The following is a 23,657-nucleotide window of genomic DNA, read 5'->3' as shown; positions in this document are numbered from 1 at the left end:
GGCTATTCCAATAGGCTCGCGTGAGACCATAGAACGCCGATCATGTCAACGGAAACCCGATCACGCCGGTTTTTGTTGACACTGCCGCCTGCGGGCGTTAATGAACCAAAAGGTTATTTAACTGAAAGGTTTTTTAGAAAATGCCGGAAGATCGCTTGTCGACGACGCTCTCAGCCCTGGCCGATCCAACGCGAAGGGCCATTCTCGCCCGCCTCGCGCTTGGCGAGGCCTCGGTCGGCGAGCTGGCGGAGCCCTTCGAAATGAGCCTGCCGGCAGTCTCCAAGCATCTCAAGGTTCTCGAGCGCGCCGGGCTGATCAGCCGCGGCCGCGAAGCGCAGTGGCGGCCATGCAAGCTTGAAGCCGCTCCGCTGAAGGACGTCAACAGCTGGCTCGACGGCTACCGCCGCTTCTGGGAGCAGAAGTTCGACCGTCTCGACGCCTATCTGCAGGAACTCCAGCACATCGACCCCGGCGCCGGCAAGAACTGATCGCCGCCCGTCTTCCGTCTCTGGCCATTCTGCGCTAAGCAGGGGACGTCGAAAAAGGCAGGACCGGATAAGGTAAGCCCGGTCCCTTCGGTTCTCTAAACGAAGCTCTGCTCGAACGTCCCGTTCGAACCCACGACGTGGTTCCGATGCAATCGCATCGGTCCGCGGCGGGGTGTATGCAATCGACGCAGTCCGCCGCGTTTCTCGAACACGGAGACTGTAACATGCGACTGAACCATATCGACCTCCATAGCCCTGTCGTTGCCGAAACGGCGTCCTTCCTCATCGATCATTTCGGCCTGACGCTGGTCGAAAAACGCGGCAAGGATGCCTTCTATCGCCTGACGGACGGTTCCGGCCTGGTGCTTGTCGTCAGCCCGCCGATCACCGCGCTCGGCGGCGGCGACCAGGTCAGCCTCGGGGCCCAGACCTACCACATCGGCTTTCTGCTGCCGGTGCGGGCCGAGGTCGACGACGTCTACCAGCGGGTGCGCGAAGCCGGTGTCCAGGTGATCCCGCCTGCCGACCGGCACGGCGCATACGTCTTTTACGCAACGATCCCTGGCAACATCCTGGTCGAGGTCGGCCATCGTCCGGATGTTTGACGGGTTGAAACCGGATCGGAACGTTTCCTGAAGAGATGCGTTGTCCAACCAGAAGGCGTGGAGACCGGCCCCGGCAGGCTCGACGGCAAGGGGAAACGACCCCGTTTGTCTTGCCGCCGATGGCTCGCGGTTGACGGCCGGTTTCGGGCTCCGCGTCTTCCAGAACTCCCGCAAGCAGAAGGCCCGCATCTAGGATGCGGGCCTTTCTCATGACGGGATTGTTTTTCAGCCGGCTCGTCAGTCGAGCTTTCCGGCCTTCCTCAGGCGCGCATTGCGCGCCACCATGTTGAGGATTTCGACCAGCGCCGAGAAGGCCATGGCGGCGTAAATGTAGCCCTTCGGCACATGCAGGCCCATGCCTTCGGCGATCAGCGTCGTGCCGATCATCAGGAGGAAGGCGAGCGCCAGCATGACGATCGTCGGGTTCTTCTCGATGAAGTTGGCAAGCGGGTTGGCGGCAACGAGCATGACGGTGACGGCGGCAACCACGGCAATGACCATGATCGGCAGGTGCGGGGTCATGCCGACCGCGGTGATGATGCTGTCGACGGAGAAGACGAGGTCGAGCAGAAGGATCTGGCCGATCGCCGCGCCGAAGCTGTTGATCGCCGAGGAGGCGATGAAGTCCTCGCCGTGATCGCTCGGATCGACGTTGTGGTGGATCTCCTTGGTCGCCTTCCAGACGAGGAACAGGCCGCCGGCGATCAGGATCATGTCCTTCCAGGAGAAGCCGTGGCCGAAGGCCTCGAACACAGGCGTCGTCAGCTTGACGATCCAGGCGACGGTGCCAAGCAGCGCCAGGCGCATGACGAGCGCAAGGCCGATGCCGATGCGGCGGGCCTTTTCCCGGTGTTCGGGCGGCAGCTTGTTGGTGAGGATCGAGATGAAGATCAGGTTGTCGATGCCGAGAACCACCTCCATGACGACGAGGGTGATGAGGGCGACCCAGGCGGCGGGGTCTTGGGCAAGCAACAGGAGGTCCTGCATCGGCGATCTTTCTCTTTCAGCACTTCAAAGTTTCGCAGCGGCCTAGCGCGTCCGATGGACGTGCGGCGCTGCGAGTGGTGGCGCGTCGTCGCGCAAGAATCGCCGAAAGTATTTAAGAAACATTGCGGAAGAGACAAGCGCCGCCGCCTTATTGTGGCGGCGCTTTACCGTTTACGATTTGACCGGAATCCACATTTCGACGACGCCCATGCCCGAATGCGGGTCAAAGCGCTCGTCATAGCGTTCGATGAGGTCAGGTGTTTCTCCGTGCTGCAGCCCGGATTCCGGCAGCCATGTTCCGAAGACGTAGTCGGCGGTTTTGGCGATCGCGGAGATGTGGCCACGATGCAGAAAGACCGCGTAGCGCTGTTTCGGCAACCTCACTGTCGAAAAGCCCTCGGCCAGGTCGTCGGCGTCGCTGATTTCGGCCGCCGCCATGTAGCGGAAGGTGCCGGCCTCGCCGTTGCTGTCGCTGCACACGCCATAGGCGATGGTGCCCTTCTGGCCGGGAATGTCGCCAAAATGGCGATTGAACCGCTGCCAGAGCGACGGGATGCCCTCGGTGCGGCCGTAGGCGTAGGTTTCCGAAAGACCGGCCAAGAGCAGCGGCGGGCTGTCTTCGAAGCGCGGCGGGTCGATTTTCAAGAGGCGGTTATCGTCCATCCTTAAAGGCTCCATCAGTTCGATGTTTCGAATGTGCCTCTGCTTGCGCACCGTTTCGGGTGTGACGCCGAACTGATCGCGAAAGGCACGGGTGAAAGCCTCGTGCGAACCGTAGCCCGCATCGAGCGCCACCGAGAGAATGCTGATGGAACCGTCGGAAAGCGCCCGGGCGGCATCGCTCAGCCGCCGGCCGCGGATATAGGCGCTGATCGAGCGGCCGGTGACCAGCCCGAAGACGCGCGACAGGTGGTAGCGCGAGAGCCCTGCGGCTCCGGCGATTTCCTCCAGCGATATGTCCTTGGCGAAATGGCTTTCGATGAACCAGACCGCCCGTCCGATGGCACTCATCATCACTCCCTTGGCAACGCCCCGGTGATAGGGTGTTGCCGCAAGGCGCGCTTGATCGCAATTGCTGGATTGTAACGCCGGGCTGCCGGAAGAGTTCAGCCTTGCTCGGCCTGTTTCTTCGGTCCGTAGGCGGACATGAAGACGCGGACAGCCGCGGTGACCGTCGCCTCGATCTGTTCCTTCGGCGGTGCCGAGCACATGCCGCCGAACAGCCGATGCTTGAAGAGCCCGGCTTGCGCCATTTCGATGAACTGCCGGGCGGCCATCTCGGTATTTTCGATGTCGAGGGTGCCGGCGGAAATCTGGCGGTCGAGATAGGATTTGAGAACGGTGTAGCCGTTTTCCGGCGCCTCGCTGAAGAAGCGTTCGGCCAGATGCGGCATGCGGTCGATCACGCCGATCACCATGCGCATGGAGCGGATCGTCTCTTCCGCCGTCATGCTGGTCGTCAGCGTCACACCGAAATCGTAGAGCGACTCTTCCACGTCGTCGTGATCGTTGAGCGCGTGTTTGGCGGTCTGGACCACCCGGGTCTTGCCCTTGACGATCAGCGCCTTGAAAAGGTCTTCCTTGTTCTCAAAATAAACGTAGAGCGTGCCCTTGGAGACGCCGGCCTCGCGGGTGATGTCGTTCATGCTGGCGGCGTCGAAGCCCTGGCTCAGGAATGCGCGTCGCGCGCCTTCGAGGATCTGCTCACGCTTGGCCGGATCCTCGCCGGCAGCGTGTCGGCCGCCGCCCGAACAGAGATCCTCATCCATGCCGACTGCCGGCTGCATGATGTCCTGGGTTCCGCTCTTTGCCCCGCTCATGATGGTCGCTTGTTTCCGTCCTGCTCATATTAAATTTTAGTCATCGAACCGCGCGGTTCGATTTCCTCTTGATATGCGACCAGAAAGGGCTTATGTCAAGTTCCAATCGAACCGAACGGTTCAGTTCGTTCAGCAATCTTTAACCAGGCCGGTGCCCAATGTCCGCATCCAACACGTCCAGCGCTGCCCGCGTCCGTCCCGTCGACGAGACTTTCGAAGTGCAGCAGGAAACCGCGCTCGAGGCGAAGGCCCCCGCTGCAGAGCAGGCGGTCGCGCCGGCTCCGGCAAAGGAAGCCGCCGCGCCGCAGAAGAAGGCGCGCAAGCCCATCCTTCCGGTGCTCGGCCTGGCGCTCCTGGCTGCCGGCGGCTGGTATGGCTACGACTGGTGGACCAATGGCCGCTTCATGATCTCCACCGACGACGCCTATATCGAAGGCGACATCGCGACGATCTCGCCGAAGGTTTCCGGCTATGTCGCCAAGGTCGACGCTGTCGCCAACCAGAAGGTGAAGGCGGGCGATCCGCTGGTGACGCTCGACGACGGCGACTACCGCATCGCGGCCGAGCAGGCAGAGGCGAAGATCGCCACCCAGAAGCTGGCGCTCAGCCGCTTCGATGCGCAGATTGCCGGCGCCAAGGCGAGCCTTGCCCAGACCGAAGCGCAGAAGAAGGCTCTCGAAGCGACGGTGCGCGGCGCCGAACTCGCGCAGAAGCGCGCGAGCGACCTCCAGTCCAAGGCCGTTGGCACCGTCGCTTCGCTCGACAACGCCGATGTAGCGCTCGACCAGGCACGGGCAAACCTTGCCGGAGCGGACGCCAACATTGCCGCTGCCAATGCCAGCATCACTGTTCTCGAAGCGCAGCGTACGGAAGCCGAAAGCGAGATCCGTTCGCTGGAGCTTGCGCGCGACAAGGCCAACCGCGACCTCGGCTTCACCGTGCTGAAGGCGCCCTATGACGGCATCGTCGGCAACGTCGCGGTGCAGGTGGGCGATCTCGTGTCGGCCGGCCAGCGGCTTGCCGCCCTTGTTCCGGTCGATCAGCTCTATATCGACGCCAACTTCAAGGAGACCCAGATCGCCCATCTGGTGCCGGGCTCCAAGGTGAAGGTGCATGTCGACGCCTATGAGGACCACGCGATCGAAGGCACGGTCGCCTCGATCTCGCCGGCTTCCGGTTCGGTCTTCTCACTGCTGCCGGCGGAAAACGCCACCGGCAACTTCACAAAGGTGATCCAGCGCGTGCCGGTGCGCATCACCCTGCCGGCTGACGTGCTGGCCGAAGGGCACCTGCGCGCGGGCTTGAGCGTCGTCGTCGATGTCGACACGCGCACGGCGCCGGACCAGACCAAGGTTGCCGCGACCAAGTAAGCGGACGCAATGCCGGCGCGCCCTTGGGTGCGCCTTTTGCCGAGACCCCGGCGCCACGGAGCGCGGGTGAAGTCCGGAACGTCGGCGCGGCGAAACACGCGCATGTCCAGAACGCCGGCGCCCATGAGCGCCCATGCAAGGAGTGGCTGAGATGGCCGCAACGGCAACTGCAGGCTCGGTGGCGGCCGCCGCACCGAAGGTCGAGGAGCACATGGACCCGAAGAGGCTGATCGCCTTCTTCGCCATGGTCGTCGGCATGTTCATGGCCATCCTCGACATCCAGATCGTCTCGGCCTCCCTTGCTGAAATCCAGGCCGGCCTTTCCGCCGGTTCGGACGAGATCGGCTGGGTGCAGACCTCCTACCTCATTGCCGAAGTCATCATGATCCCGCTCTCGGGCACGCTTGCGCGCATCGTCTCGACGCGTGTGCTGTTCTCTGTCTCGGCGGCCGGCTTCACCGCCGCAAGCGCGCTTGCGGCGACCGCGACGAACATCGACCAGATGATCGTCTACCGTGCGATCCAGGGCTTCATCGGCGGCGGCATGATCCCGTCGGTCTTTGCGGCCGCCTTCACCATCTTCCCGCCGTCGAAGCGCAACATCGTCTCGCCGATCATCGGCCTGATCGCGACCTTGGCGCCGACGATCGGCCCGACGGTCGGCGGCTATCTCAGCCACGCCTTCTCCTGGCACTGGCTGTTCCTCGTCAACGTCATTCCCGGCATCATCGTCGCGACGCTTACCTGGACCTTCATCGACTTCGACAAGCCGGAGCTCAGCCTGTTCAAGAAGTTCGACTGGTGGGGCCTGGCCTCGATGGCGGTCTTCCTCGGCGCGCTCGAATACGTGCTGGAAGAGGGCAATACCAACGACTGGTTCAACGACGAGCACATCGTCATGGGTGCGGTCGCTTCGGCGATTGCCGCCATCGTGTTCTTCTACCGCGCCTTCAAGGTGGAGTTTCCAGTCGTCGACCTCAGGGCTTTTGCCAACCGAAACTTCGCCTTCGGCTCGATGTTCTCCTTCGTCATGGGCATCGGCCTTTACGGCCTCACCTATCTCTATCCGCTCTATCTCGGCCGTATCCGCGGCTACGATTCGCTGATGATCGGCGAGACCATGTTCGTCTCGGGCCTTGCCATGTTCTTCACGGCGCCGGTCGCGGGCATTCTCTCGGGCAAGCTCGACCCGCGCGTGCTGATGACGATCGGCTTCACCAGCTTTGCCAGCGGCACCTGGATCATGGGCCACCTGACGGCCGACTGGGACTTTTACGAGCTGTTCATCCCACAGATCCTGCGCGGCGTCGGGCTGATGCTGTGCATGGTGCCGATCAACAACATCGCGCTCGGCACCATGCCGCCGGCGCGCATGCGCGGCGCCTCGGGCCTGTTCAACCTGACCCGAAACCTCGGCGGTGCAGTCGGGCTTGCGGTGATCAACACGATCCTGACGCAGCGCCAGGACTTCCACTATGCGCGGCTTGCCGAGCATATCCAGTGGGGCAATCCGGAGGCGATGGAGCGGTTCAACAACATGGCCGCCAACTTCAACGCCCATGGCCTCGACGGCACGACGATCGCCATCAAGCAGCTTGCCGGCATGGCGCAGAAGCAGGCGATCATCCTGTCCTTCGGCGATATCTTCATGCTTTTGACGGTGCTGTTCCTGTCGCTGATCCTCGGTGTGATGATGATCAAGAAGCCCGAGGGCGTCGGCCCCAGCGGCGGCGGTCACTGACACCGGCATAACGCTGCCCGCACGGTTTACGCGAGCGAAGACGTGCGGCACACTCCTCTCCACGGATAGCGGAGGGGTGGAAGCATGCGCGGATCGGCTCTGGCGTCTTTTTCAAGACGGTCTTTCCTGACCGGCCTTGCCGGTCTCGGGGCGGCGCTTGCGGCCTCCCGGAGCCGCGCTGCCGTCCCGGCCATCGACGCGACGTTCCTGTTTTCCAACGACATCCATGCCTGCCTCGTTTCGATCGAAGGGCTTGCTCCCAACTGCGCGGCCGAAGGCAAGACGGACGCCAATCTGCTGCGCCATGTGGCAGCGCTGAACGCCGTGCACGCCATGCGCTGGCCGGAGACGGTTGCCGGCAAGCCGAGCGGACTTGCAAGCGCCGGGCGGGAGATCGGCAAGCCGCTCGGCCTGGTGCTTGGCGGTGATCTCACCGATGACGGCGGCGGCCAGGTGCGCCAGCCGCGCGAGGGCCGGCAGCTGCAGCAATTTTCAAGCCGCTACCAGGAAGGGGCAGGGCCGGACCACGTCCACATGCCCGTCTATGTCGGCCTCGGCAACCACGACCTCGACCAGGACGGGCCGCCGCCGCATGTCGACTGGTATCGCCGCGAACTGCGCGACTATGTCGAACTCAACCACCGCCAGTCGGTGTTCTACAAGCCGCCGGTGCCGGTCACCAATTACGATCCGCTTTCGGATTGCTACTCCTGGGACTGGGGCGGGCTGCATCTGGTGCAATTGCAGCGCTTCGGTGGCGACGAGACCAAGGGTGCCGCCAATGGGCTGCCCTGGTTGAAACAGGATCTTGCGAGCTATGCCGGCGATGGCCGGCCGGTGATCCTCTTCCAGCACTATGGCTGGGACGCCTTTTCGACCGAGGTCTGGGATGCCAAGGCGAAAACCTTCGACGACGACGGCGACGGCGCTGCGCATTGGTGGAACGTGCCTCAGCGCCAGGCGCTGCTCGAGACCGTCAAGGGCAGCAACGTCATCGGCCTGTTCCACGGCCACCAGCACGAAACGGCGATGATCTACCGCCAGGGCGGGCTCGATCTCGTCAAGCCGAAGGCCGCTTACATGGGGGGCTTTGCCCTCGTGCGTGTTACCGATGGTTTCATGGACGTGGCGCTGGCGGAGGCCGGACAGAGCCATGGCGAGGTCGTCTTTACCGATGCCTTCAGCAAACGTCTTTCCTAGATCGAAAAAACGAGCTGAATCAAATCGTTAAGGCGTCTGTTCCGTCTTCTTCGGACAGCGGCACGGCGCTCCGCTTTCTACGTCTTGCGGATTTTTGATTTACGTACATCAGAAATTCCTCTAAAGGCAGAACCCGGAGGAAAACATGCGCCCGACAGTTCACGATATCGCTGCCAAAGCCGGGGTCAGCCTCGCGACCGTCGACCGGGTCTTGAACAACCGCCCGGGCGTGCGCAGCGTCACCCGCGACAAGGTCGAGCGCGCCATCGAAGCGCTCGGCTATGTGCGCGATGTGGCGGCCGCCAACCTCGCCAAGAGCCGGACCTATCCGCTGGTCTTCATCCTGCCGGAGGGCGACAACACCTTCATGCGCGGCCTTGCGGCCGAGGTGGAGGCGGCGAAAGTCCGCTCCGCCGTCGAGCGCACGGCGATCACGGTCTTGTCCGTGCCTGCCTTCGACCCGGCAGCGTTGGCTGAAGCACTTCATAAAGCGCGGGCGCTTGACCCGGCCGGCGTTGCGGTCGTCGCGATCGATGCGCCCGAAGTCGTGAGCGCGGTGGACGCGCTGCGTGAGGACGGCATCGCCGTCGTGACGCTGGTGTCCGACCTGCCGGGATCTGCGCGAGATCACTTTGCCGGTGTCGACAACGTCGCAGCCGGCCGGACCGCCGGCACCCTGATGGGGCGTTTCCTCGGTGGCCGAAACGGCCCGGTCGCGATCGTCGCCGGCTCGATGCTGGTGCGCGACCATCGCGACCGTCTCGAAGGTTTTGGCGCAGCCATGGCGGAGAGCGCGCCCGGTCGCCGGCTTCTGCCCGTCGTCGAGGGCCACGACGATCCGGCCGAGGTCGATCGCCTCGTTTCCAGCCTGCTCTCCGATCACCCCGAGCTTGCCGGCATCTACAGTCTCGGCGCCGGCAACCGCGGCCTGATCGCGGCATTGGAAAAGGCGGGTCGGGAGAAGGCCGTTTGCGCCATCGCCCATGAACTGACGCCGCATAGCCGTGCGGCACTTCTTTCCGGCACGCTCGACGCGCTCCTCAATCAGGACGCCGGCCATGAGGTGCGCAGCGCCATCCGGGTGCTGAAGGCCCGTGCCGACGGGCTTGCGGTGATCGGCGCGCAGGAGCGCATCCGCATCGAGATTTTCCTGAAGGACAACCTGCCGGTCGATCCGGCGTAGTGCTTTGAATTTACGCAGTTCCTTCGAGGAATTGCACAATGGAGGCAAGCATGTATCTCGGACTGGATCTCGGCACCTCGGGCGTCAAGGCAATGTTGATCGATGGTGACCAGCGCATCGTCGGTTCCGCCTCCGGCGCGCTCGACGTTTCGCGGCCGCATCCCGGCTGGTCGGAACAGGATCCGGCCGATTGGGTGCGAGCCACCGAAGAGGCGATATCAGGGCTGAAGGCGGCACACCCGGCGGAGCTTGCGGCGGTGCGCGGTATCGGGCTCTCCGGCCAGATGCACGGCGCGACGCTGCTCGACGCCGACGACCGCGTGCTTCGGCCCTGCATCCTCTGGAACGATACCCGCAGCTTCCGCGAGGCGGCAGCGCTCGACGCGGACCCGCAGTTCCGCGCGATCACCGGCAACATCGTTTTCCCGGGTTTCACCGCGCCGAAGCTCGCCTGGGTGCGGGCCAACGAGCCAGACATCTTCGCCAAGGTGCGCTGGGTGCTGCTGCCGAAGGATTATCTGCGCCTGTGGCTGACCGGCGAGCACATGTCGGAAATGTCCGACAGCGCCGGCACCGCCTGGCTCGACACCGGCAAGAGGCAATGGTCGGGAAGCCTGCTTGCCGCTACCGGCATGGACGAAAAGCAGATGCCGAGCCTGGTCGAGGGAACCGATGCAGCCGGGAAGCTGCGTTCGGAACTGGCGGCGCGTTGGGGGATTTCCGGTGACGTCGTGGTTGCCGGCGGCGCCGGCGACAATGCGGCCTCGGCCTGCGGCATGGGCACGGTCGGCGAGGGCAACGCCTTCGTCTCGCTCGGAACCTCGGGCGTGCTCTTTGCGGCCAATGCCAGCTATCTGCCCAACCCGGAAAGCGCCGTGCATGCCTTCTGCCATGCGCTGCCGAACACCTGGCACCAGATGGGCGTGATCCTGTCGGCGACCGATGCGCTCAACTGGTACTCCGGCATCGCCGGCCGCAGTGCTGCCGACCTGAGCGCCGAGCTTGGCGATAATCTGAAGGCGCCCTCGGGCGTCACCTTCCTCCCCTATCTCTCGGGCGAGCGCACGCCGCACAACGACGCGGCGATCCGCGGCGCCTTTGTCGGGCTTGGTCATGAGAGCAGCCGGGTGGTGCTGACCCAGGCGGTGATGGAGGGCGTGTCCTTCGCCATTCGCGACAGCCTCGAAGCTTTGCGTGCCGCCGGCACGACGCTCGCGCGGGTGACGGCGATCGGTGGCGGTTCGCGCTCACGCTACTGGCTGAAATCGATCGCGACGGCGCTCAACCTGCCGGTCGATCTGCCCGCCGACGGCGATTTCGGTGCTGCCTTCGGGGCGGCCCGCCTCGGCCTCATTGCCGCGACCGGCGCCGATCCGGTCTCCACCTGCTATGCGCCGCGCACGGCCGAGACCATCGCACCGGAGGCGTCGCTGGTTTCGGCCTATGAGGAGAGCTACCAGCGCTACCGCCGGCTCTATCCGGCGATCAAGGGCGCCGTGTCGTGATACGGCGCCCTATGTCTCGATCCGCTGCCGCGTGCTCAGCGGGCCGGAACCTTGTCGAGGAAACCGGTGACCGTCTTCAGGCGGCCATCTTCGATCTGGCAGACATCGGTGCCTTCGATGACAGAGGGAACGCCCTCCGGACCGAGTGCCCAGGAAAAGCGGATCGTGTCGGCATAACCGTCGGCGTCACCCTTCAGCGTGAAGCGGAAGCCGGGAAATTGCCCCTGCACACCGGCAATGAGCGCGTCGATGCCGGCATGACTGTCGCCCTGCATGATCGGATCACGGTAGGCGACGTCGGCGGCGAACGTCTTCTCGATCAGGGCCGCGCGCTCAGCAGCGTCGGTGGCGTTCCAGGCGGTGATGTAGGTTCTAGCGATGGCGTTGAAGTCGTGCATCGAAGTGTTCCTTTCGTTTGGCGTTTCGATGCTTCCGGTATCGCCGGCCGAGGGAATGAAACCAATTACCTTCCACGTAATGGCCGCGCCTATCGCAATGGCGATGCCGGCCGACACCACTCTTGAAAGAGGAGCAAGACCCGTGAGCACTGGCTTTTTCGGCGATATCGCCAAGATCAAATATGAGGGGCCGGAGAGCACCAATCCGCTCGCCTTCCGTCACTACAACAAGGACGAGGTCGTGCTCGGCAAGCGCATGGAAGACCACCTGCGCTTCGCGGTTGCCTACTGGCACACCTTCGTCTGGCCGGGCGGCGACCCCTTCGGCGGACAGACCTTCGAGCGCCCCTGGTTCAAGGACGACATGGCGGCGGCCAAGCTGAAGGCCGATGTCGCCTTCGAATTCTTCGATCTGCTCGGCGTGCCCTTCTACTGCTTCCACGACGCTGACGTGCGCCCGGAAGGCAAAAGCTTCGTCGAGAACACGAAGAACCTCAACGAGATCGTCGACTACTTCGAAAAGAAGCAGGCCGAGACCGGCGTCAACCTGCTCTGGGGCACGGCCAACCTCTTCTCCAACCGCCGCTATATGTCGGGTGCGGCAACCAATCCGGACCCGGATGTCTTTGCCTTTGCCGCAGCGACGGTGAAAACCTGCCTTGACGCCACCAAGCGTCTCGGCGGCCAGAACTACGTGCTGTGGGGCGGACGCGAAGGCTACGAGACGCTGCTCAACACCGACATGAAACGCGAGCTCGATCAGCTCGGCCGCTTCGTCAACCTCGTCGTCGAGTACAAGCACAAGATCGGCTTCAAGGGCGCGATCCTGATCGAGCCGAAGCCGCAGGAACCGACCAAGCACCAGTACGACTACGACGTCGCGACGGTCTACGGCTTCCTTAAGAACTACGGCCTGGAAAACGAGGTGAAGGTCAACATCGAGCAGGGCCATGCGATCCTTGCCGGCCACTCCTTCGAGCACGAACTGGCACTCGCCAACGCGCTCGGCATCTTCGGCTCGATCGACATGAACCGGAACGACTATCAGTCCGGCTGGGATACCGACCAGTTCCCCAACAACGTGCCGGAAATGGCGCTCGCCTATTACCAGGTTCTGGCCGGCGGCGGCTTTGCGACCGGCGGTACGAACTTCGACGCCAAGCTGCGCCGCCAGTCGATCGACCCGGAAGACCTGCTGATTGGCCATATCGGCGGCATGGATTGCTGTGCCCGCGGCCTGAAGGCAGCGGCGAAGATGATCGAGGACAAGGCGCTCTCGCAGCCGCTCGACCAGCGTTATGCCGGCTGGCAGGTGCCGGAAGCCAAGAAGATGCTCGACGGCGGCTTCTCGCTGGAGGAGATCGAGGCCTGGGTGCTGAAATCCGACCTCAACCCGCAGCCGAAGTCCGGCAAGCAGGAGTTGCTGGAAAACGTCGTCAACCGCTACGTCTGAGCGGCGAGCGGTACATGCAACGGGCGGCCGGATCTTTCCGGCCGCTTTTGATTTTTGTCATATTTGCCACTCTGGATTTGTGTTTTTTCACAGCAGGAAATCCATGACGCTTTCTGGTTGTTGCTGGAGCGCGGATTTCATGGAAATCTTATTCAGCAAATACTTATGTTCATGCGCAACCGTCGATAGCTTCGTGCTTTCAGCGGAGGCGGGCTTCGTGCTATCAATATTCAATCAATGATAGCAGTATTTGTCATATACAATTTACAGTTATTTCTACTTTATAATATGGTAAACGTCGGGTGCAGGGTACGCCGGACCTTCAGCTGCAGCGGCGACTTGTCATGCGTCCTGCCGCGGCTCCGGGGGAACTTTTCGCATGACCAGCTTCGATTCAAAAACAAAACTGCTGACCGAGCGGCTTCAGTTCGTCGATCTCGACGAGGTGCAACGGACGGCGCTCGCGCGCTCGCTGCCCGTCATTTCCGCCTCGCTGGATACGGCGCTGAACAAATTCTACGCCAAGGCGCGGGCTAATCCCGAGACGGCGCGCTTCTTTGCCAGCGACGCGCATGTGCAGGGGGCGAAGGCGCGACAGGCAAAACACTGGGAACTGATCGCATCGGCCCGGTTCGACGCGCAATATGTCGATGCCGTCACCACGATTGGCAAAACCCATGCGCGCCTCGGCCTGGAGCCGCGCTGGTACATCGGCGGTTATGCGCTGATCATCGAATCCATCCTCAAGAGCGTCATCGAGAGCCACCTGACGGGCTTCCTTCACCGCAACAAGGCAAAGGAGATCGGAACGGATGTGGCCGCCGTCGTCAAGGCGGCGATGGTCGACATGGACTATGCCATCTCGGTCTATCTCGAAGCGCTTCAGGAAGAGCGCGAGCGCTCCGAAGCCGAGCGAGAGGTCTTGAACGGCCAGCAGGAAGACGCGCTTTCCGCGCTCGAAAACTGTCTGAAGCGCCTAGCCGATGGCGATTTGACCGCCGTCATCGCCCATGAACTCGCGCCGCAATTCGCAAGCCTCAGGTCCAACTTCAATGCGGCCCTCGGCAAGCTCGACCAGACTTTTGGCGCGATCGTGGGGGCTTCCGAAGAGACGGCCAACAATGCCGGCGAACTGGTGTCGGCGACGGACGACATGGCGCGGCGCACGGAGCAGCAGGCAGCTTCGCTCGAGGAGACGGCCGCTGCGCTCGAAGAGATTACCACGATTTCCAAGGAGGCGGCATCACGCGCCGAGGAGGCGCGGCGGGTCGTCGGAAACGCGACCGAAGAGGCGCGCAAATCCGGCGCGATCGTCGAACAGGCGGTCGCGGCGATGAGCGCGATCGAGGAATCCTCGCGCAAGATCACCCAGATCATCGGTGTCATCGACCAGATTTCCTTCCAGACCAACCTTCTGGCTCTCAATGCAGGCGTGGAGGCGGCGCGTGCCGGCGAGGCCGGCAAGGGTTTTGCCGTCGTCGCACAGGAAGTGCGTGAGCTGGCGCAGAAATCGGCCGAAGCGGCACGCGAGATCAAGGAGCTGATCGACAAGTCGGCGGAGGACGTGCTGATGGGTGTGTCGCTGGTCAACAAGACGGGCGAGGCGCTGCATCACATCGGCGACCAGGTGATCCACATCAACGGCCATATCGATGCGATCGCAGGCTCCGCCCGCGAGCAGTCGGCCGGCATGGCCGAGATCAATACGGCCGTCACCAATATGGACCAGATGACCCAGCAGAATGCGGCGATGGTGGAAGAGACCAGCGCTGCGACCCACACACTCATGCAGGTCAGCACCACGCTCAAGGGGCTGGTCGATCAGTTCACCGTATCCTCCGGGCGGCAAGGCAGGCCTACGCCTGCAACTGCCAACCGGCGGTACGGATGATCGTCTGAGGAGAGCGGCGGACGAGGGGGAAGGGGCGCCATGATGGCGCCCTTTCTCTTTGCGGGCCGACTGCCGGACGTGCACCGCAAGCGCTGATGCTCCATTTGCAACGCGGTTCGGCGGCCTGTCGGGCATAAGAAATGAAATCGATTACAAAAGTTCGGGGAATCTGTGCCTTCGCCGGTTGCCCCCTTGGAAAAATCTGGTAGCGTGCAGCGCCTGCAACGTTTCAGGCCTGTCATTTGTACCGGAAAAGCGACGAGCTTTGCGCCGTCGTCCGGCAATTGCTCGGACGGATCGAGCGATCTTCGGCCGTGCCATCGGGAGGAAAATCAGCATGAAGACCATCAAGGGGCCAGGGCTCTTTCTTGCGCAATTCGCAGGCGATGCCGCGCCGTTCAATTCCTGGGATGCGATCACCAAATGGGCGGCCGATTGCGGCTACAAGGGCGTGCAGGTGCCAAGCTGGGACGCACGGCTGATCGATCTGAAAAAGGCCGCGACCTCGAAAGCCTATTGCGACGAGTTTGCCGGCACGGCGCGCGACAACGGCGTCGAGGTAACGGAGCTTTCGACCCATCTGCAGGGCCAGCTCGTCGCCGTGCATCCGGCCTATGACGAAGCTTTCGAGGGCTTTGCAGCACCCGAAGTGCGCGGCAACCCGAAGGCGCGGCAGGCCTGGGCGGTGGAGCAGGTCAAGCTGGCGCTGACGGCCTCGAAGAACCTCGGGCTAAACGCGATGGCCAGTTTCTCCGGCGCGCTTGCCTGGCCCTTCGTCTATCCCTGGCCGCAGCGGCCGGCCGGCCTCGTCGAGACCGCCTTCGATGAACTGGCGAAGCGCTGGAAGCCGATCCTCGACCACGCCGAAGATTGTGGCGTCGACGTCTGCTACGAGATCCATCCGGGCGAAGACCTGCATGACGGCATTACCTACGAGATGTTCCTGGAGCGCACCGGCAACCATGCCCGCGCCTGCATGCTCTATGACCCGTCGCACTACGTGCTGCAGTGCCTCGACTATCTCGACAATATCGACATCTACAAGGACCGCATCCGGATGTTCCACGTCAAGGATGCGGAGTTCAATCCGACCGGACGCCAGGGCGTCTATGGGGGTTACCAAGGCTGGGTCAACCGGGCCGGCCGCTTCCGTTCGCTCGGCGACGGCCAGGTGGATTTCGGCGCGGTGTTCTCGAAGATGGCGGCCAATGATTTTTCCGGCTGGGCCGTGGTCGAATGGGAATGCGCGCTGAAGCATCCGGAGGATGGCGCGCGCGAGGGTGCCGATTTCGTCAAGCACCACATCATCCGCGTCACCGAGAAGGCATTCGATGACTTTGCCGATGGCGGCACGGACGAGGCGGCCAACCGGCGGATGCTGGGGATCTGAGGCGGCTGCGGACCCGGCCGCCCACAAGGGGCCGCCGTGGCCCCTCACCCTAACCCTCTCCCCGCGGGCGGGGAGAGGGGACGTGCACGACCGTTGGCCGTCGCCCCTTCCGGACACGTTGCCGAGGTTTTCGTGGCGAGCGGGTGCGGCAGTTCCCTTCTCCCCGCGAGCGGGGAGAAGGTGCCGGCAGGCGGATGAGGGGCGAACCCTCGCCGCGGGATGAGGGCCAAAGCCCACGAAACAAACGAACAAACGTACGACACGGAAACAGGGGAGAAGACTATGGCAATCGAAGGTACGAGCGAGAAGCGCGAGCGCCGCATCCGGCTCGGCATGGTGGGGGGCGGCTCCGGCGCCTTCATCGGCGCGGTGCACCGCATCGCAGCCCGGCTCGACGATCACTATGAACTGGTGGCCGGCGCGCTGTCGTCGACGCCGGAAAAGGCCGAAAGCTCCGGCCGCGAGCTTGGGCTCGATCCGTCGCGCGTCTATTCCGACTTCAAGCAGATGGCGATCCGCGAGGCGAAGCTGAAGGACGGCATCGAGGCGGTGGCGATCGTCACCCCGAACCACGTGCACTATGCCGCGGCCAAGGAATTCCTGAAGCGCGGCATCCACGTGATCTGCGACAAGCCGCTGACCTCGACGCTTGGCGACGCGAAGAAGCTGAAGAAGGCGGCGGACGAAAGCGATGCGCTGTTCGTGCTGACGCACAACTACACCGGCTATCCGATGGTGCGACAGGCGCGCGAGATGGTCGCCAATGGCGAGATCGGTGCGGTGCGGTTGGTGCAGATGGAGTATCCGCAGGACTGGCTGACGGAAAACATCGAACAGTCCGGTCAGAAGCAGGCGGCCTGGCGCACGGATCCGGCGCGCTCCGGCGCCGGCGGGTCGACCGGTGATATCGGCACGCACGCCTATAATCTCGGTGCCTTCGTTTCCGGCCTCGAGCTGGAAGAACTCGCTGCCGATCTCGACAGCTTCGTTGGCGGCCGCCAGCTCGACGACAATGCCCATGTGATGATGCGCTTCAAGGCGAAGGACGGCGAGCGCGCCAAGGGTCTGCTCTGGTGCAGCCAGGTGGCGCCCGGCCACGAGAACGGTCTGATGGTGCGCGTCTACGGCACCAAGGGCGGGCTCGAATGGACGCAGAAGGACCCGAACTATCTCTGGTACACGCCGTTCGGCGAGCCGAAGCGCCTGCTCACGCGCGCCGGCGCCGGCGCGGGTGCGGCCGCAAACCGCGTCAGCCGCATTCCGTCGGGCCATCCGGAAGGCTATCTCGAAGGTTTCGCCAACATCTACACCGAGGCGGCGCGCGCCATATTTGCCAAGCGCAAGGGCGAGAAGATCGATCCGGCCGTCACCTATCCGACCATCGACGACGGCATGAAGGGCATGGTCTTCGTCGATGCCTGCGTCCAGTCATCCAAACGAAATGGGGCGTGGGTAAAGGTATAGCCACAGGCTAATACCGGCGCAGGGGCGGGGCTTTCCCGCCCTTTTTCGCGAGTTGACATTTGCCGGCATCGTTTTAGGTCGGCCCTCTACAAACCGAAAAACAAGGTCCCGCTGGCGGCGGGGGCGGAACGAGACGAGACAAAGAGATGACCGATCCCAAGATCCTGGCAGAGCGCTTTCCGGGCGATTTCGTATTCGGGGTGGCGACCGCCTCCTTCCAGATCGAAGGCGCGACCAAGGCCGATGGACGCAAGCCGTCGATCTGGGATGCCTTTTCGAATATGCCGGGCCGTGTCTTCGGGCGTCACAACGGCGATGTCGCCTGCGACCACTACAATCGCCTGGAAGAAGATCTGGACCTGATCAAGAGTCTCGGCGTCGATGCCTATCGGTTTTCCGTTGCCTGGCCGCGGATCATTCCTGAGGGTACCGGTCCGATCAACGAGAAGGGGCTCGATTTCTACGACCGTCTCGTCGACGGCCTCAAGGCCCGCAACATCAAGGCCTTCGCCACACTTTACCATTGGGACCTGCCGCTGGCGCTGATGGGCGATGGCGGCTGGACGGCGCGCACGACGGCCTATGCCTTCCAGCGCTACGCCAAGACGGTGATTGCTCGCCTCGGCGACCGGCTCGATGCGGTCGCGACCTTCAACGAGCCCTGGTGCTCGGTGTGGCTCAGCCATCTCTACGGCATCCATGCGCCGGGCGAGCGCAACATGGATGCAGCCCTGCATGCGCTGCACTTCACCAATCTGGCGCACGGGCTCGGCGTCGACGCCATCCGCTCCGAGCGGCCGAACCTCCCCACGGGCATCGTCATCAACGCGCATTCGGTCTATCCGGGCAGCGACAGCGCGGCCGACAAGAAAGCCGCCGACCGTGCCTTCGACTTCCACAACGGCGTCTTCTTCGGCCCGATCTTCAAGGGAGAATACCCCGAGAGTTTCATGAGTGCGCTCGGTGACCGTATGCCTGCGATCGAAGACGGTGACATGGAGACGATCTCCCGGCCGCTCGACTGGTGGGGGCTGAACTACTACACGCCGATGCGGGTGAGCGACGATCCGGCCTATGGCGCAGAATACCCGGCAACCATCAATGCCAAGCCGGTGAGCGAGACAAAGACGGATATCGGCTGGGAAGTCTATGCCCCGGCGCTTGGCAGCTTGGTCAAGACGCTGAACGCGACCTACCAGCTGCCCGCCTGCTACATCACCGAGAACGGCGCCTGCTACAACATGGGCGTCGAGAACGGCATCGTCGACGACCAGCCGCGGCTCGACTACATCGCCGACCATCTGTCGGTGACGGCGGACCTGATCTCCGAGGGTTATCCGATGCGCGGCTATTTCGCCTGGAGCCTGATGGACAATTTCGAGTGGGCCGAGGGCTACAAGATGCGCTTCGGCATCGTGCATGTCGACTACGACAACCAGGTCCGCACCATCAAGAAGAGCGGTCAGTGGTACCAGGCGCTCGCCGAACAGTTTCCCAAGGGCAACCACGTCTGACGCTCAAGCGGGCGGCCCACCCGCCCGTGGTGTTTCCGTGCGGCTCGGTCACTTCACCGCCGGACCGGCAGGACTTCCAGGCTCTGCCGGTCGAGCTGGGCCAGCACTTCCTTGAAGCCGTAACGCGGCTTCCAGTCGAGCTTTTCGATCGCAGCACTCGGGTCGTAGACCCTGTCGATGGTCGCGGGCAGCGACCAGTCGCGATCGGAAAAGGCTTGGCTCAGTTTTGGCGCACGTTCGCGCAAGAGTCCCGTCGCGTCCTCCGCCAGCCGGCGGCAATCCGTTGGAAGGAAGGGCGTTTCGCCCGAGATGATGTAACGCTGAAAGGCCGGGCCGCCATTGTCGAGTGCTGCCACATGCGCGGCAGCCACGTCGCGCGCATCGATGCCGCGGTGCAGGCGGTAGCTTGCGATACGATCGGCGGCCTCGGGGAAACAGCGCGACATGCGCAGCACGCGCACATGCAAAGCGCGATCGGCGGCGTTTTCGAGCAGGGCTTCGGCCGCAAGCTTGGTGTGGTGGTAGATGGTGTGCGGCTTCGGTGGCGTCTCCTCGGTGATCCAGGCGCAGCCGCCTTCCGTGACCGCATGGCCGTAGAGTGCCGTCGTGCTGGTAAAGACGATGCGGCCGACGCCGGCGGCCTGGGCTGCGGCAATCACCAGATGCGTGCCCATCACGTTGACGCGCTCGAACTCCTGGTCGGCGACCGCATCCACATGCGGCGCGTGCAGGGCAGCCGTATGGATCACGGCGTCCGCCCCTTCCATCGCGCGCTCGAGCAGCTCGCCATCGACGAAGTCGCCGACGATGGCCGTGGTGCCGAACGGGGCACGGTCGATGCCGATGACGTCATGGTCGTCAGCGGCGAGTGCGTTATAGATGGCTCTGCCGATGCGGCCGGAACTTCCGGTCAAGACGATGCGCATTTCTCACCTCGTAATCCTGTCCCTGCCCGTTAGCATGAAATGCGGTCGGGCACAGTCCGCCCGAACAAGGATATCCAAGATGGCGATTTGCGGGATGACGGTGCCCTGCCACGCAAAAGAGCATGGTTTTGCCGCTGTTTGCCATAATCAGGAAAATCATGCCTGTGAAAGGGCGTGGCAATTCTCCATAAGAGCCGTAGATTATGTCGCGTGCGGGCCATGCGGCGCCAAAGTTGAACTGACTGGTTGCTTGATGTTAGAGAAGTGCTCCCTGTTCCGAATGCGTTGTCGAATGTCGGCCTGACCAGACGCGCGTTCCATCCCGGCCAGGCCCGGGATCATGAGTTTTGAACATCCGAGAGCACTTATGTACCCGCACATTCCGACTGCGCCTCATTCGGGGATTTCCGAACGATGAGCGTTTCCGCCCAAAACACCGCGCCATCGGCTGACGCGGCCGTCGTCTTCGACGGCGTTTCCAAGCATTTCCCCGCGTCCGGCACCAGCGGCGCCTTCACTGCGCTCGACAAGGTCTCGTTGACCGTCGATCGTGGCTCGATCACTGGCATCATCGGCCGTTCCGGTGCCGGCAAGTCGACGCTGATCCGGCTGGTCAACGGGCTCGAAAAACCGACGGGTGGCAAGGTGCTGGTCGACGGCGTCGATGTCGGCGGGCTCGACGAGGCGGCGCTGCGCAGCCTGCGCCGCTCCGTCGGCATGATCTTCCAGCACTTCAACCTGCTCTCCTCGCGCACCGTGTTCGGAAACGTCGCGCTGCCGCTTGAAATCGCGGGCATGGACAAGCGCGCGATCGAACAGCGCGTGCTGCCGCTGCTCGATCTCGTCGGCCTTGCCGACAAGCACGGGCGCTATCCGGCCGAGCTTTCGGGTGGCCAGAAGCAGCGCATCGGCATTGCCCGGGCGCTTGCGACCGAGCCGAAGCTCCTGCTTTCCGATGAGGCGACCTCGGCGCTCGATCCGGAGACGACCCAGTCGATCCTGGAGTTGTTGAAGCGCATCAATGCCGATCTCGGCCTGACGGTGCTGCTCATCACCCACGAGATGGAAGTGGTGAAGGCGGTAACTTCGGATGTTGCCGTCATCGATCACGGCCGCATCGTCGAGCGTGGCCACACCTTCGATGTCTTCACTCATCCGAAGCACGAGACGACGCGGGCGCTGCTTTCGGGCCTCCCAGGCTCAAAGCTTCCAGACGCGGTCGCCCGCGCCCTGAAGCCTGAGCCTGCGGCCGGTGATCGCGCCGTCGTGCGGCTCACCTTCTTCGGGGCTGCGGCCGAAAAGCCGCTGATCTCGCAGCTGATCAAGTCCGTCGGCGCCGAGGTCAACATCATTGCCGGCACCATCGATGAAATTGGCGGCGCGCCCTATGGCTCGCTGGTCGTCGCCTATGGCGCGGATGCCGAGACGTCCGGCCGCGCCGAACGCTTCTTTGTCGAAAACGGTCTGGTCACGGAGGTGCTCGGTTATGTCGCCTGATATTCTCCTGCGCATCGGCGGCGCCACCGTCGACACGATCTACATGGTCGCCATTGCCGGCCTCATCGGCTCGCTGATCGGTGGGCCGATCGGTATCTTCCTCGCCACCAGCGGTAAGGGCGAGCTCTTTCCGGCGCCGACGCTCAACCGGATCATCGGGCTGATTGTGAACGCCACGCGCTCGACGCCGTTCATCATACTCGTCGTCGCCATCATTCCGTTTACCCGACTGCTCACCGGCACCTCCATCGGTACGAAGGCGGCGATCGTACCGCTGACGATCGCCACCATCCCCTTCGTCGCGCGTCTGGTCGAGGCGGCGATCCGTGAAATCGACAAGGGGCTGATCGAGGCGGCGCGTGCCATGGGGGCGACCCCGATGCAGATCGTCTTCAAGGTGCTACTTGCCGAAGCGCGGCCGGCGCTGACGCTGGCGCTCACCATGACGGCCGTCAGCCTTATCGGCTATTCGGCGATGGTCGGCGCCGTCGGCGGCGGCGGGCTCGGCGACCTCGGCATCCGCTACGGCTACCAGCGCTTCATGCCCGACGTGATGCTCGTCGTCGTCATCGTGCTGATCGTGCTGGTGCAGCTCGTCCAGACCGCCGGCGATGGCCTCGCGCGGCGCTTCGACAAGAAGAACCGCAAGACCTGATTTTCCTCCCAAGACTTAAACGTGAACAAGGAGACGACCATGAAGAAGCTCATCATCGCGGCAGCGATTGCCGCTCTCACCGCCGGAACGGCGCTTGCCGAGACCATCAAGGTCGGCGTCACGCCGGGCGAACATGCCCAGATCATGGAGAAGGTGAAGGAAGTCGCAGCCCCCAAGGGCCTCGACATCGAGATCCTCGAATTCTCCGACTACGTCGTTCCGAACCAGGCTCTGGCTGACGGCGACCTCAACGCCAACTCGTTCCAGCACCAGCCCTATCTCGACAACCAGATCGCTGATCGCGGCTTCGACATCGTCAGCGTCGGCACCACCATCACCACCCCGATGGGCGTTTATTCGCAGAAGGTGAAGAGCCTCGATGAACTCACGGACGGCGCAACGATCGCCATCCCGAACGACCCGACCAATGGCGGCCGCGCGCTGCTCGTTCTTGCGTCCAAGGGTCTGATCAAGGTCAAGGAAGAGGCTGGCCTCAAGGTCACGCCGGCCGACATCACCGAGAACCCGAAGAACATCACCTTTGCCGAGCTCGACGCTGCCCAGCTGCCGCGCTCGCTGCAGGACGTTGACGCGGCCGTCATCAACACCAACTACGCGATGGAAGCCGGCCTGCATCCGAAGAAGGACGCAATCGCGATTGAAGGCGAAAAGTCGCCCTACGCCAACGTCATTGCCGTTCGCAAGGCCGACAAGGACGCGCCGTGGGTGAAGACGCTGGTCGAATCCTACCACGACGAAAAGGTGCGTGCCTTCATCAACGACACCTTCAAGGGCGCGTTGATCCCAAGCTGGTAAGCTCTGCCCAAGCGAGCTATCGACCGCGCGCCGCACCCTGGCGCGCGGTTTTTCTTTGACCGGACCGCGCGCAGCGTTATCCTCCGCCTGCCTTGAGGAGGGTAGGACATGGATGCGATGACGGGCGGATGTCTCTGCGGTGCGATCCGGTATGAGCTGAAGGCTCAGCCTCTCTTTTCCGGCTTCTGCCATTGCCGCGATTGCCAGCGTACGACCGGAACCGGCCATTGCTGCTATATGATCTTCGACCGCGCCGATGTGTCGATGTCGGGCGCGGGCCGCGGTTATGAGACGCGCGCCGAAAACGGCAATCCATCCGTTCGCTATTTCTGCGAGACCTGCGGTAGCCAGGTGCACGGCTCAGGTCCGCCGGATGATCCGCGTGTGTCGATCTATGCCGGCACGCTCGATGACCCCTCGGTGTTTCAGCCGACCGATGCGATCTTCACGCGCAGCCGGCATGAATGGGACCGGAGCGCGCTGGTGCTTGGGGAGTGCGAGGCGTTGCCGGGCTAACTGCGTTCGCTAAGTGAAACTGCCCCTCTCCTCGGGTTAAACCCGAGGACTAACCCTCTCCCCGCAAGCGGGGCGAGGGGACGTGCCGCGCTGGGGCGCCACGGAGCTCTCTGTACCCGGGAACCCCGGGGACCGCCTGCAAGTCGCAGCCGAAAGCTGGGGTTAGCTTTGTGAGCAGGGGCGGTGCCGCAAGTCCCTTCGCCCCGCTTGCGGGGAGAAGGTGCCGGCAGGCGGATGA

General features: G+C 63.4%; 21 protein-coding genes. 16 read left to right on the top strand and 5 right to left on the bottom strand.

Going from position 1 to position 23,657, the window contains the following annotated elements; genetic code table 11:
* Positions 1-140: 140 nt before the first annotated feature.
* Both L981_RS16805 and L981_RS16800 read left to right on the top strand, forming a co-directional pair.
* The gene (locus tag L981_RS16805; protein WP_043618487.1) at positions 141-488 is read left to right on the top strand and encodes a helix-turn-helix transcriptional regulator; all 348 of its coding nucleotides are present in this window, start codon (positions 141-143) and stop codon (positions 486-488) included.
* Positions 489-712: 224 nt separating this feature from the next.
* Positions 713-1,093 carry a VOC family protein gene (locus L981_RS16800; protein WP_043618485.1) on the top strand — a complete coding sequence of 127 codons (381 nt, stop codon included), beginning with the start codon at positions 713-715 and terminating at the stop codon, positions 1,091-1,093.
* 237 nt (positions 1,094-1,330) lie between these two features.
* Here L981_RS16800 and L981_RS16795 read toward each other — a convergent pair whose 3' ends face one another.
* The 3 genes from L981_RS16795 to L981_RS16785 all read right to left on the bottom strand — a co-directional run bounded on the left by L981_RS16795 (position 1,331) and on the right by L981_RS16785 (position 3,867).
* Positions 1,331-2,080: a TerC family protein gene (locus L981_RS16795; protein ID WP_043618480.1), complete on the bottom strand. Its 750-nt coding sequence runs from the start codon at positions 2,078-2,080 to the stop codon at positions 1,331-1,333.
* 171 nt (positions 2,081-2,251) lie between these two features.
* Entirely contained in the window at positions 2,252-3,091 is an 840-nt protein-coding gene (locus tag L981_RS16790; protein ID WP_043618617.1) for an AraC family transcriptional regulator, read from the bottom strand.
* A gap of 95 nt (positions 3,092-3,186) precedes the next feature.
* Positions 3,187-3,867, bottom strand: a complete 681-nt coding sequence (locus L981_RS16785) for a TetR/AcrR family transcriptional regulator (protein ID WP_245281652.1) — start codon at positions 3,865-3,867, stop codon at positions 3,187-3,189.
* Between the two features lie 191 nt (positions 3,868-4,058).
* Here L981_RS16785 and L981_RS16780 point away from each other — a divergent pair, with 191 nt between their 5' ends.
* From L981_RS16780 to xylB, 5 genes are all read left to right on the top strand, one after another.
* Positions 4,059-5,270, top strand: a complete 1,212-nt coding sequence (locus L981_RS16780) for an HlyD family secretion protein (RefSeq protein WP_043618475.1) — start codon at positions 4,059-4,061, stop codon at positions 5,268-5,270.
* A gap of 151 nt (positions 5,271-5,421) precedes the next feature.
* Positions 5,422-7,011 (top strand): DHA2 family efflux MFS transporter permease subunit, encoded by a 1,590-nt coding sequence (locus tag L981_RS16775; RefSeq protein WP_156134123.1) that lies wholly within the window; start codon positions 5,422-5,424, stop codon positions 7,009-7,011.
* Between the two features lie 84 nt (positions 7,012-7,095).
* Positions 7,096-8,211 (top strand): metallophosphoesterase, encoded by a 1,116-nt coding sequence (locus L981_RS16770; RefSeq protein ID WP_043618470.1) that lies wholly within the window; start codon positions 7,096-7,098, stop codon positions 8,209-8,211.
* A 145-nt stretch (positions 8,212-8,356) separates the two neighbouring features.
* Positions 8,357-9,394: a LacI family DNA-binding transcriptional regulator gene (locus L981_RS16765; protein ID WP_043618469.1), complete on the top strand. Its 1,038-nt coding sequence runs from the start codon at positions 8,357-8,359 to the stop codon at positions 9,392-9,394.
* Between the two features lie 50 nt (positions 9,395-9,444).
* Entirely contained in the window at positions 9,445-10,899 is a 1,455-nt protein-coding gene (gene xylB / locus L981_RS16760; RefSeq protein ID WP_043618466.1) for a xylulokinase, read from the top strand.
* 35 nt (positions 10,900-10,934) lie between these two features.
* Here the strand turns inward: xylB and L981_RS16755 are convergent, their stop codons facing one another.
* Positions 10,935-11,297 carry a nuclear transport factor 2 family protein gene (locus L981_RS16755; RefSeq protein ID WP_043618614.1) on the bottom strand — a complete coding sequence of 121 codons (363 nt, stop codon included), beginning with the start codon at positions 11,295-11,297 and terminating at the stop codon, positions 10,935-10,937.
* A gap of 142 nt (positions 11,298-11,439) precedes the next feature.
* Here L981_RS16755 and xylA point away from each other — a divergent pair, with 142 nt between their 5' ends.
* From xylA to L981_RS16730, 5 genes are all read left to right on the top strand, one after another.
* Positions 11,440-12,750: a xylose isomerase gene (gene xylA, locus L981_RS16750; RefSeq protein ID WP_043618463.1), complete on the top strand. Its 1,311-nt coding sequence runs from the start codon at positions 11,440-11,442 to the stop codon at positions 12,748-12,750.
* A 379-nt stretch (positions 12,751-13,129) separates the two neighbouring features.
* On the top strand, positions 13,130-14,641 hold the full coding sequence (locus tag L981_RS16745; RefSeq protein ID WP_052201834.1) for a globin-coupled sensor protein: 1,512 nt from the start codon (positions 13,130-13,132) through the stop codon (positions 14,639-14,641).
* Positions 14,642-14,978: 337 nt separating this feature from the next.
* Positions 14,979-16,031, top strand: coding sequence for a sugar phosphate isomerase/epimerase (locus L981_RS16740; protein ID WP_043618460.1), 1,053 nt, complete (start codon positions 14,979-14,981; stop codon positions 16,029-16,031).
* Positions 16,032-16,313: 282 nt separating this feature from the next.
* Positions 16,314-17,495: a Gfo/Idh/MocA family protein gene (locus L981_RS16735; protein WP_043618457.1), complete on the top strand. Its 1,182-nt coding sequence runs from the start codon at positions 16,314-16,316 to the stop codon at positions 17,493-17,495.
* Between the two features lie 146 nt (positions 17,496-17,641).
* Positions 17,642-19,009, top strand: a complete 1,368-nt coding sequence (locus L981_RS16730; protein WP_043618454.1) for a GH1 family beta-glucosidase — start codon at positions 17,642-17,644, stop codon at positions 19,007-19,009.
* A 53-nt stretch (positions 19,010-19,062) separates the two neighbouring features.
* On the opposite strand, the gene L981_RS16725 is transcribed toward L981_RS16730, so the two are convergent.
* On the bottom strand, positions 19,063-19,935 hold the full coding sequence (locus tag L981_RS16725) for an NAD(P)-dependent oxidoreductase (protein ID WP_043618451.1): 873 nt from the start codon (positions 19,933-19,935) through the stop codon (positions 19,063-19,065).
* 414 nt (positions 19,936-20,349) lie between these two features.
* On the opposite strand from L981_RS16725, the gene L981_RS16720 reads away from it, so the two are divergent.
* The 4 genes from L981_RS16720 (at position 20,350) to L981_RS16705 (ending at position 23,419) form a co-directional block, all read left to right on the top strand.
* Positions 20,350-21,432, top strand: a complete 1,083-nt coding sequence (locus L981_RS16720; RefSeq protein ID WP_043618448.1) for a methionine ABC transporter ATP-binding protein — start codon at positions 20,350-20,352, stop codon at positions 21,430-21,432.
* Positions 21,422-22,087, top strand: coding sequence for a methionine ABC transporter permease (locus L981_RS16715; protein ID WP_043618446.1), 666 nt, complete (start codon positions 21,422-21,424; stop codon positions 22,085-22,087). The genes L981_RS16720 and L981_RS16715 overlap by 11 nt, the downstream gene beginning before the upstream one ends.
* A 39-nt stretch (positions 22,088-22,126) precedes the next feature.
* Positions 22,127-22,903, top strand: a complete 777-nt coding sequence (locus L981_RS16710; protein ID WP_043618444.1) for a MetQ/NlpA family ABC transporter substrate-binding protein — start codon at positions 22,127-22,129, stop codon at positions 22,901-22,903.
* 108 nt (positions 22,904-23,011) lie between these two features.
* On the top strand, positions 23,012-23,419 hold the full coding sequence (locus tag L981_RS16705; protein ID WP_043618442.1) for a GFA family protein: 408 nt from the start codon (positions 23,012-23,014) through the stop codon (positions 23,417-23,419).
* Positions 23,420-23,657 lie beyond the last annotated feature (238 nt).

It is taken from the genome of Ensifer sp. ZNC0028 (assembly GCF_000799055.1).
Taxonomy (GTDB): Bacteria; Pseudomonadota; Alphaproteobacteria; order Rhizobiales; family Rhizobiaceae; genus Ensifer.
This window is presented reverse-complemented; position numbering and strand designations above follow the sequence as displayed.

Excerpts from the sequence above, each read along its gene's own strand:
- L981_RS16805 (WP_043618487.1), top strand. The coding sequence starts at position 141 with ATGCCGGAAGATCGCTTGTCGACGACGCTCTCAGCCCTGGCCGATCCA.
- L981_RS16800 (WP_043618485.1), top strand. The coding sequence starts at position 713 with ATGCGACTGAACCATATCGACCTCCATAGCCCTGTCGTTGCCGAAACG.
- L981_RS16795 (WP_043618480.1), bottom strand. The coding sequence starts at position 2,080 with ATGCAGGACCTCCTGTTGCTTGCCCAAGACCCCGCCGCCTGGGTCGCC.
- L981_RS16790 (WP_043618617.1), bottom strand. The coding sequence starts at position 3,091 with ATGAGTGCCATCGGACGGGCGGTCTGGTTCATCGAAAGCCATTTCGCC.
- L981_RS16785 (WP_245281652.1), bottom strand. The coding sequence starts at position 3,867 with ATGCAGCCGGCAGTCGGCATGGATGAGGATCTCTGTTCGGGCGGCGGC.
- L981_RS16780 (WP_043618475.1), top strand. The coding sequence starts at position 4,059 with ATGTCCGCATCCAACACGTCCAGCGCTGCCCGCGTCCGTCCCGTCGAC.
- L981_RS16775 (WP_156134123.1), top strand. The coding sequence starts at position 5,422 with ATGGCCGCAACGGCAACTGCAGGCTCGGTGGCGGCCGCCGCACCGAAG.
- L981_RS16770 (WP_043618470.1), top strand. The coding sequence starts at position 7,096 with ATGCGCGGATCGGCTCTGGCGTCTTTTTCAAGACGGTCTTTCCTGACC.
- L981_RS16765 (WP_043618469.1), top strand. The coding sequence starts at position 8,357 with ATGCGCCCGACAGTTCACGATATCGCTGCCAAAGCCGGGGTCAGCCTC.
- xylB (WP_043618466.1), top strand. The coding sequence starts at position 9,445 with ATGTATCTCGGACTGGATCTCGGCACCTCGGGCGTCAAGGCAATGTTG.
- L981_RS16755 (WP_043618614.1), bottom strand. The coding sequence starts at position 11,297 with ATGCACGACTTCAACGCCATCGCTAGAACCTACATCACCGCCTGGAAC.
- L981_RS16745 (WP_052201834.1), top strand. The coding sequence starts at position 13,130 with ATGACCAGCTTCGATTCAAAAACAAAACTGCTGACCGAGCGGCTTCAG.
- L981_RS16740 (WP_043618460.1), top strand. The coding sequence starts at position 14,979 with ATGAAGACCATCAAGGGGCCAGGGCTCTTTCTTGCGCAATTCGCAGGC.
- L981_RS16735 (WP_043618457.1), top strand. The coding sequence starts at position 16,314 with ATGGCAATCGAAGGTACGAGCGAGAAGCGCGAGCGCCGCATCCGGCTC.
- L981_RS16730 (WP_043618454.1), top strand. The coding sequence starts at position 17,642 with ATGACCGATCCCAAGATCCTGGCAGAGCGCTTTCCGGGCGATTTCGTA.
- L981_RS16725 (WP_043618451.1), bottom strand. The coding sequence starts at position 19,935 with ATGCGCATCGTCTTGACCGGAAGTTCCGGCCGCATCGGCAGAGCCATC.
- L981_RS16720 (WP_043618448.1), top strand. The coding sequence starts at position 20,350 with ATGAGCGTTTCCGCCCAAAACACCGCGCCATCGGCTGACGCGGCCGTC.
- L981_RS16715 (WP_043618446.1), top strand. The coding sequence starts at position 21,422 with ATGTCGCCTGATATTCTCCTGCGCATCGGCGGCGCCACCGTCGACACG.
- L981_RS16710 (WP_043618444.1), top strand. The coding sequence starts at position 22,127 with ATGAAGAAGCTCATCATCGCGGCAGCGATTGCCGCTCTCACCGCCGGA.
- L981_RS16705 (WP_043618442.1), top strand. The coding sequence starts at position 23,012 with ATGGATGCGATGACGGGCGGATGTCTCTGCGGTGCGATCCGGTATGAG.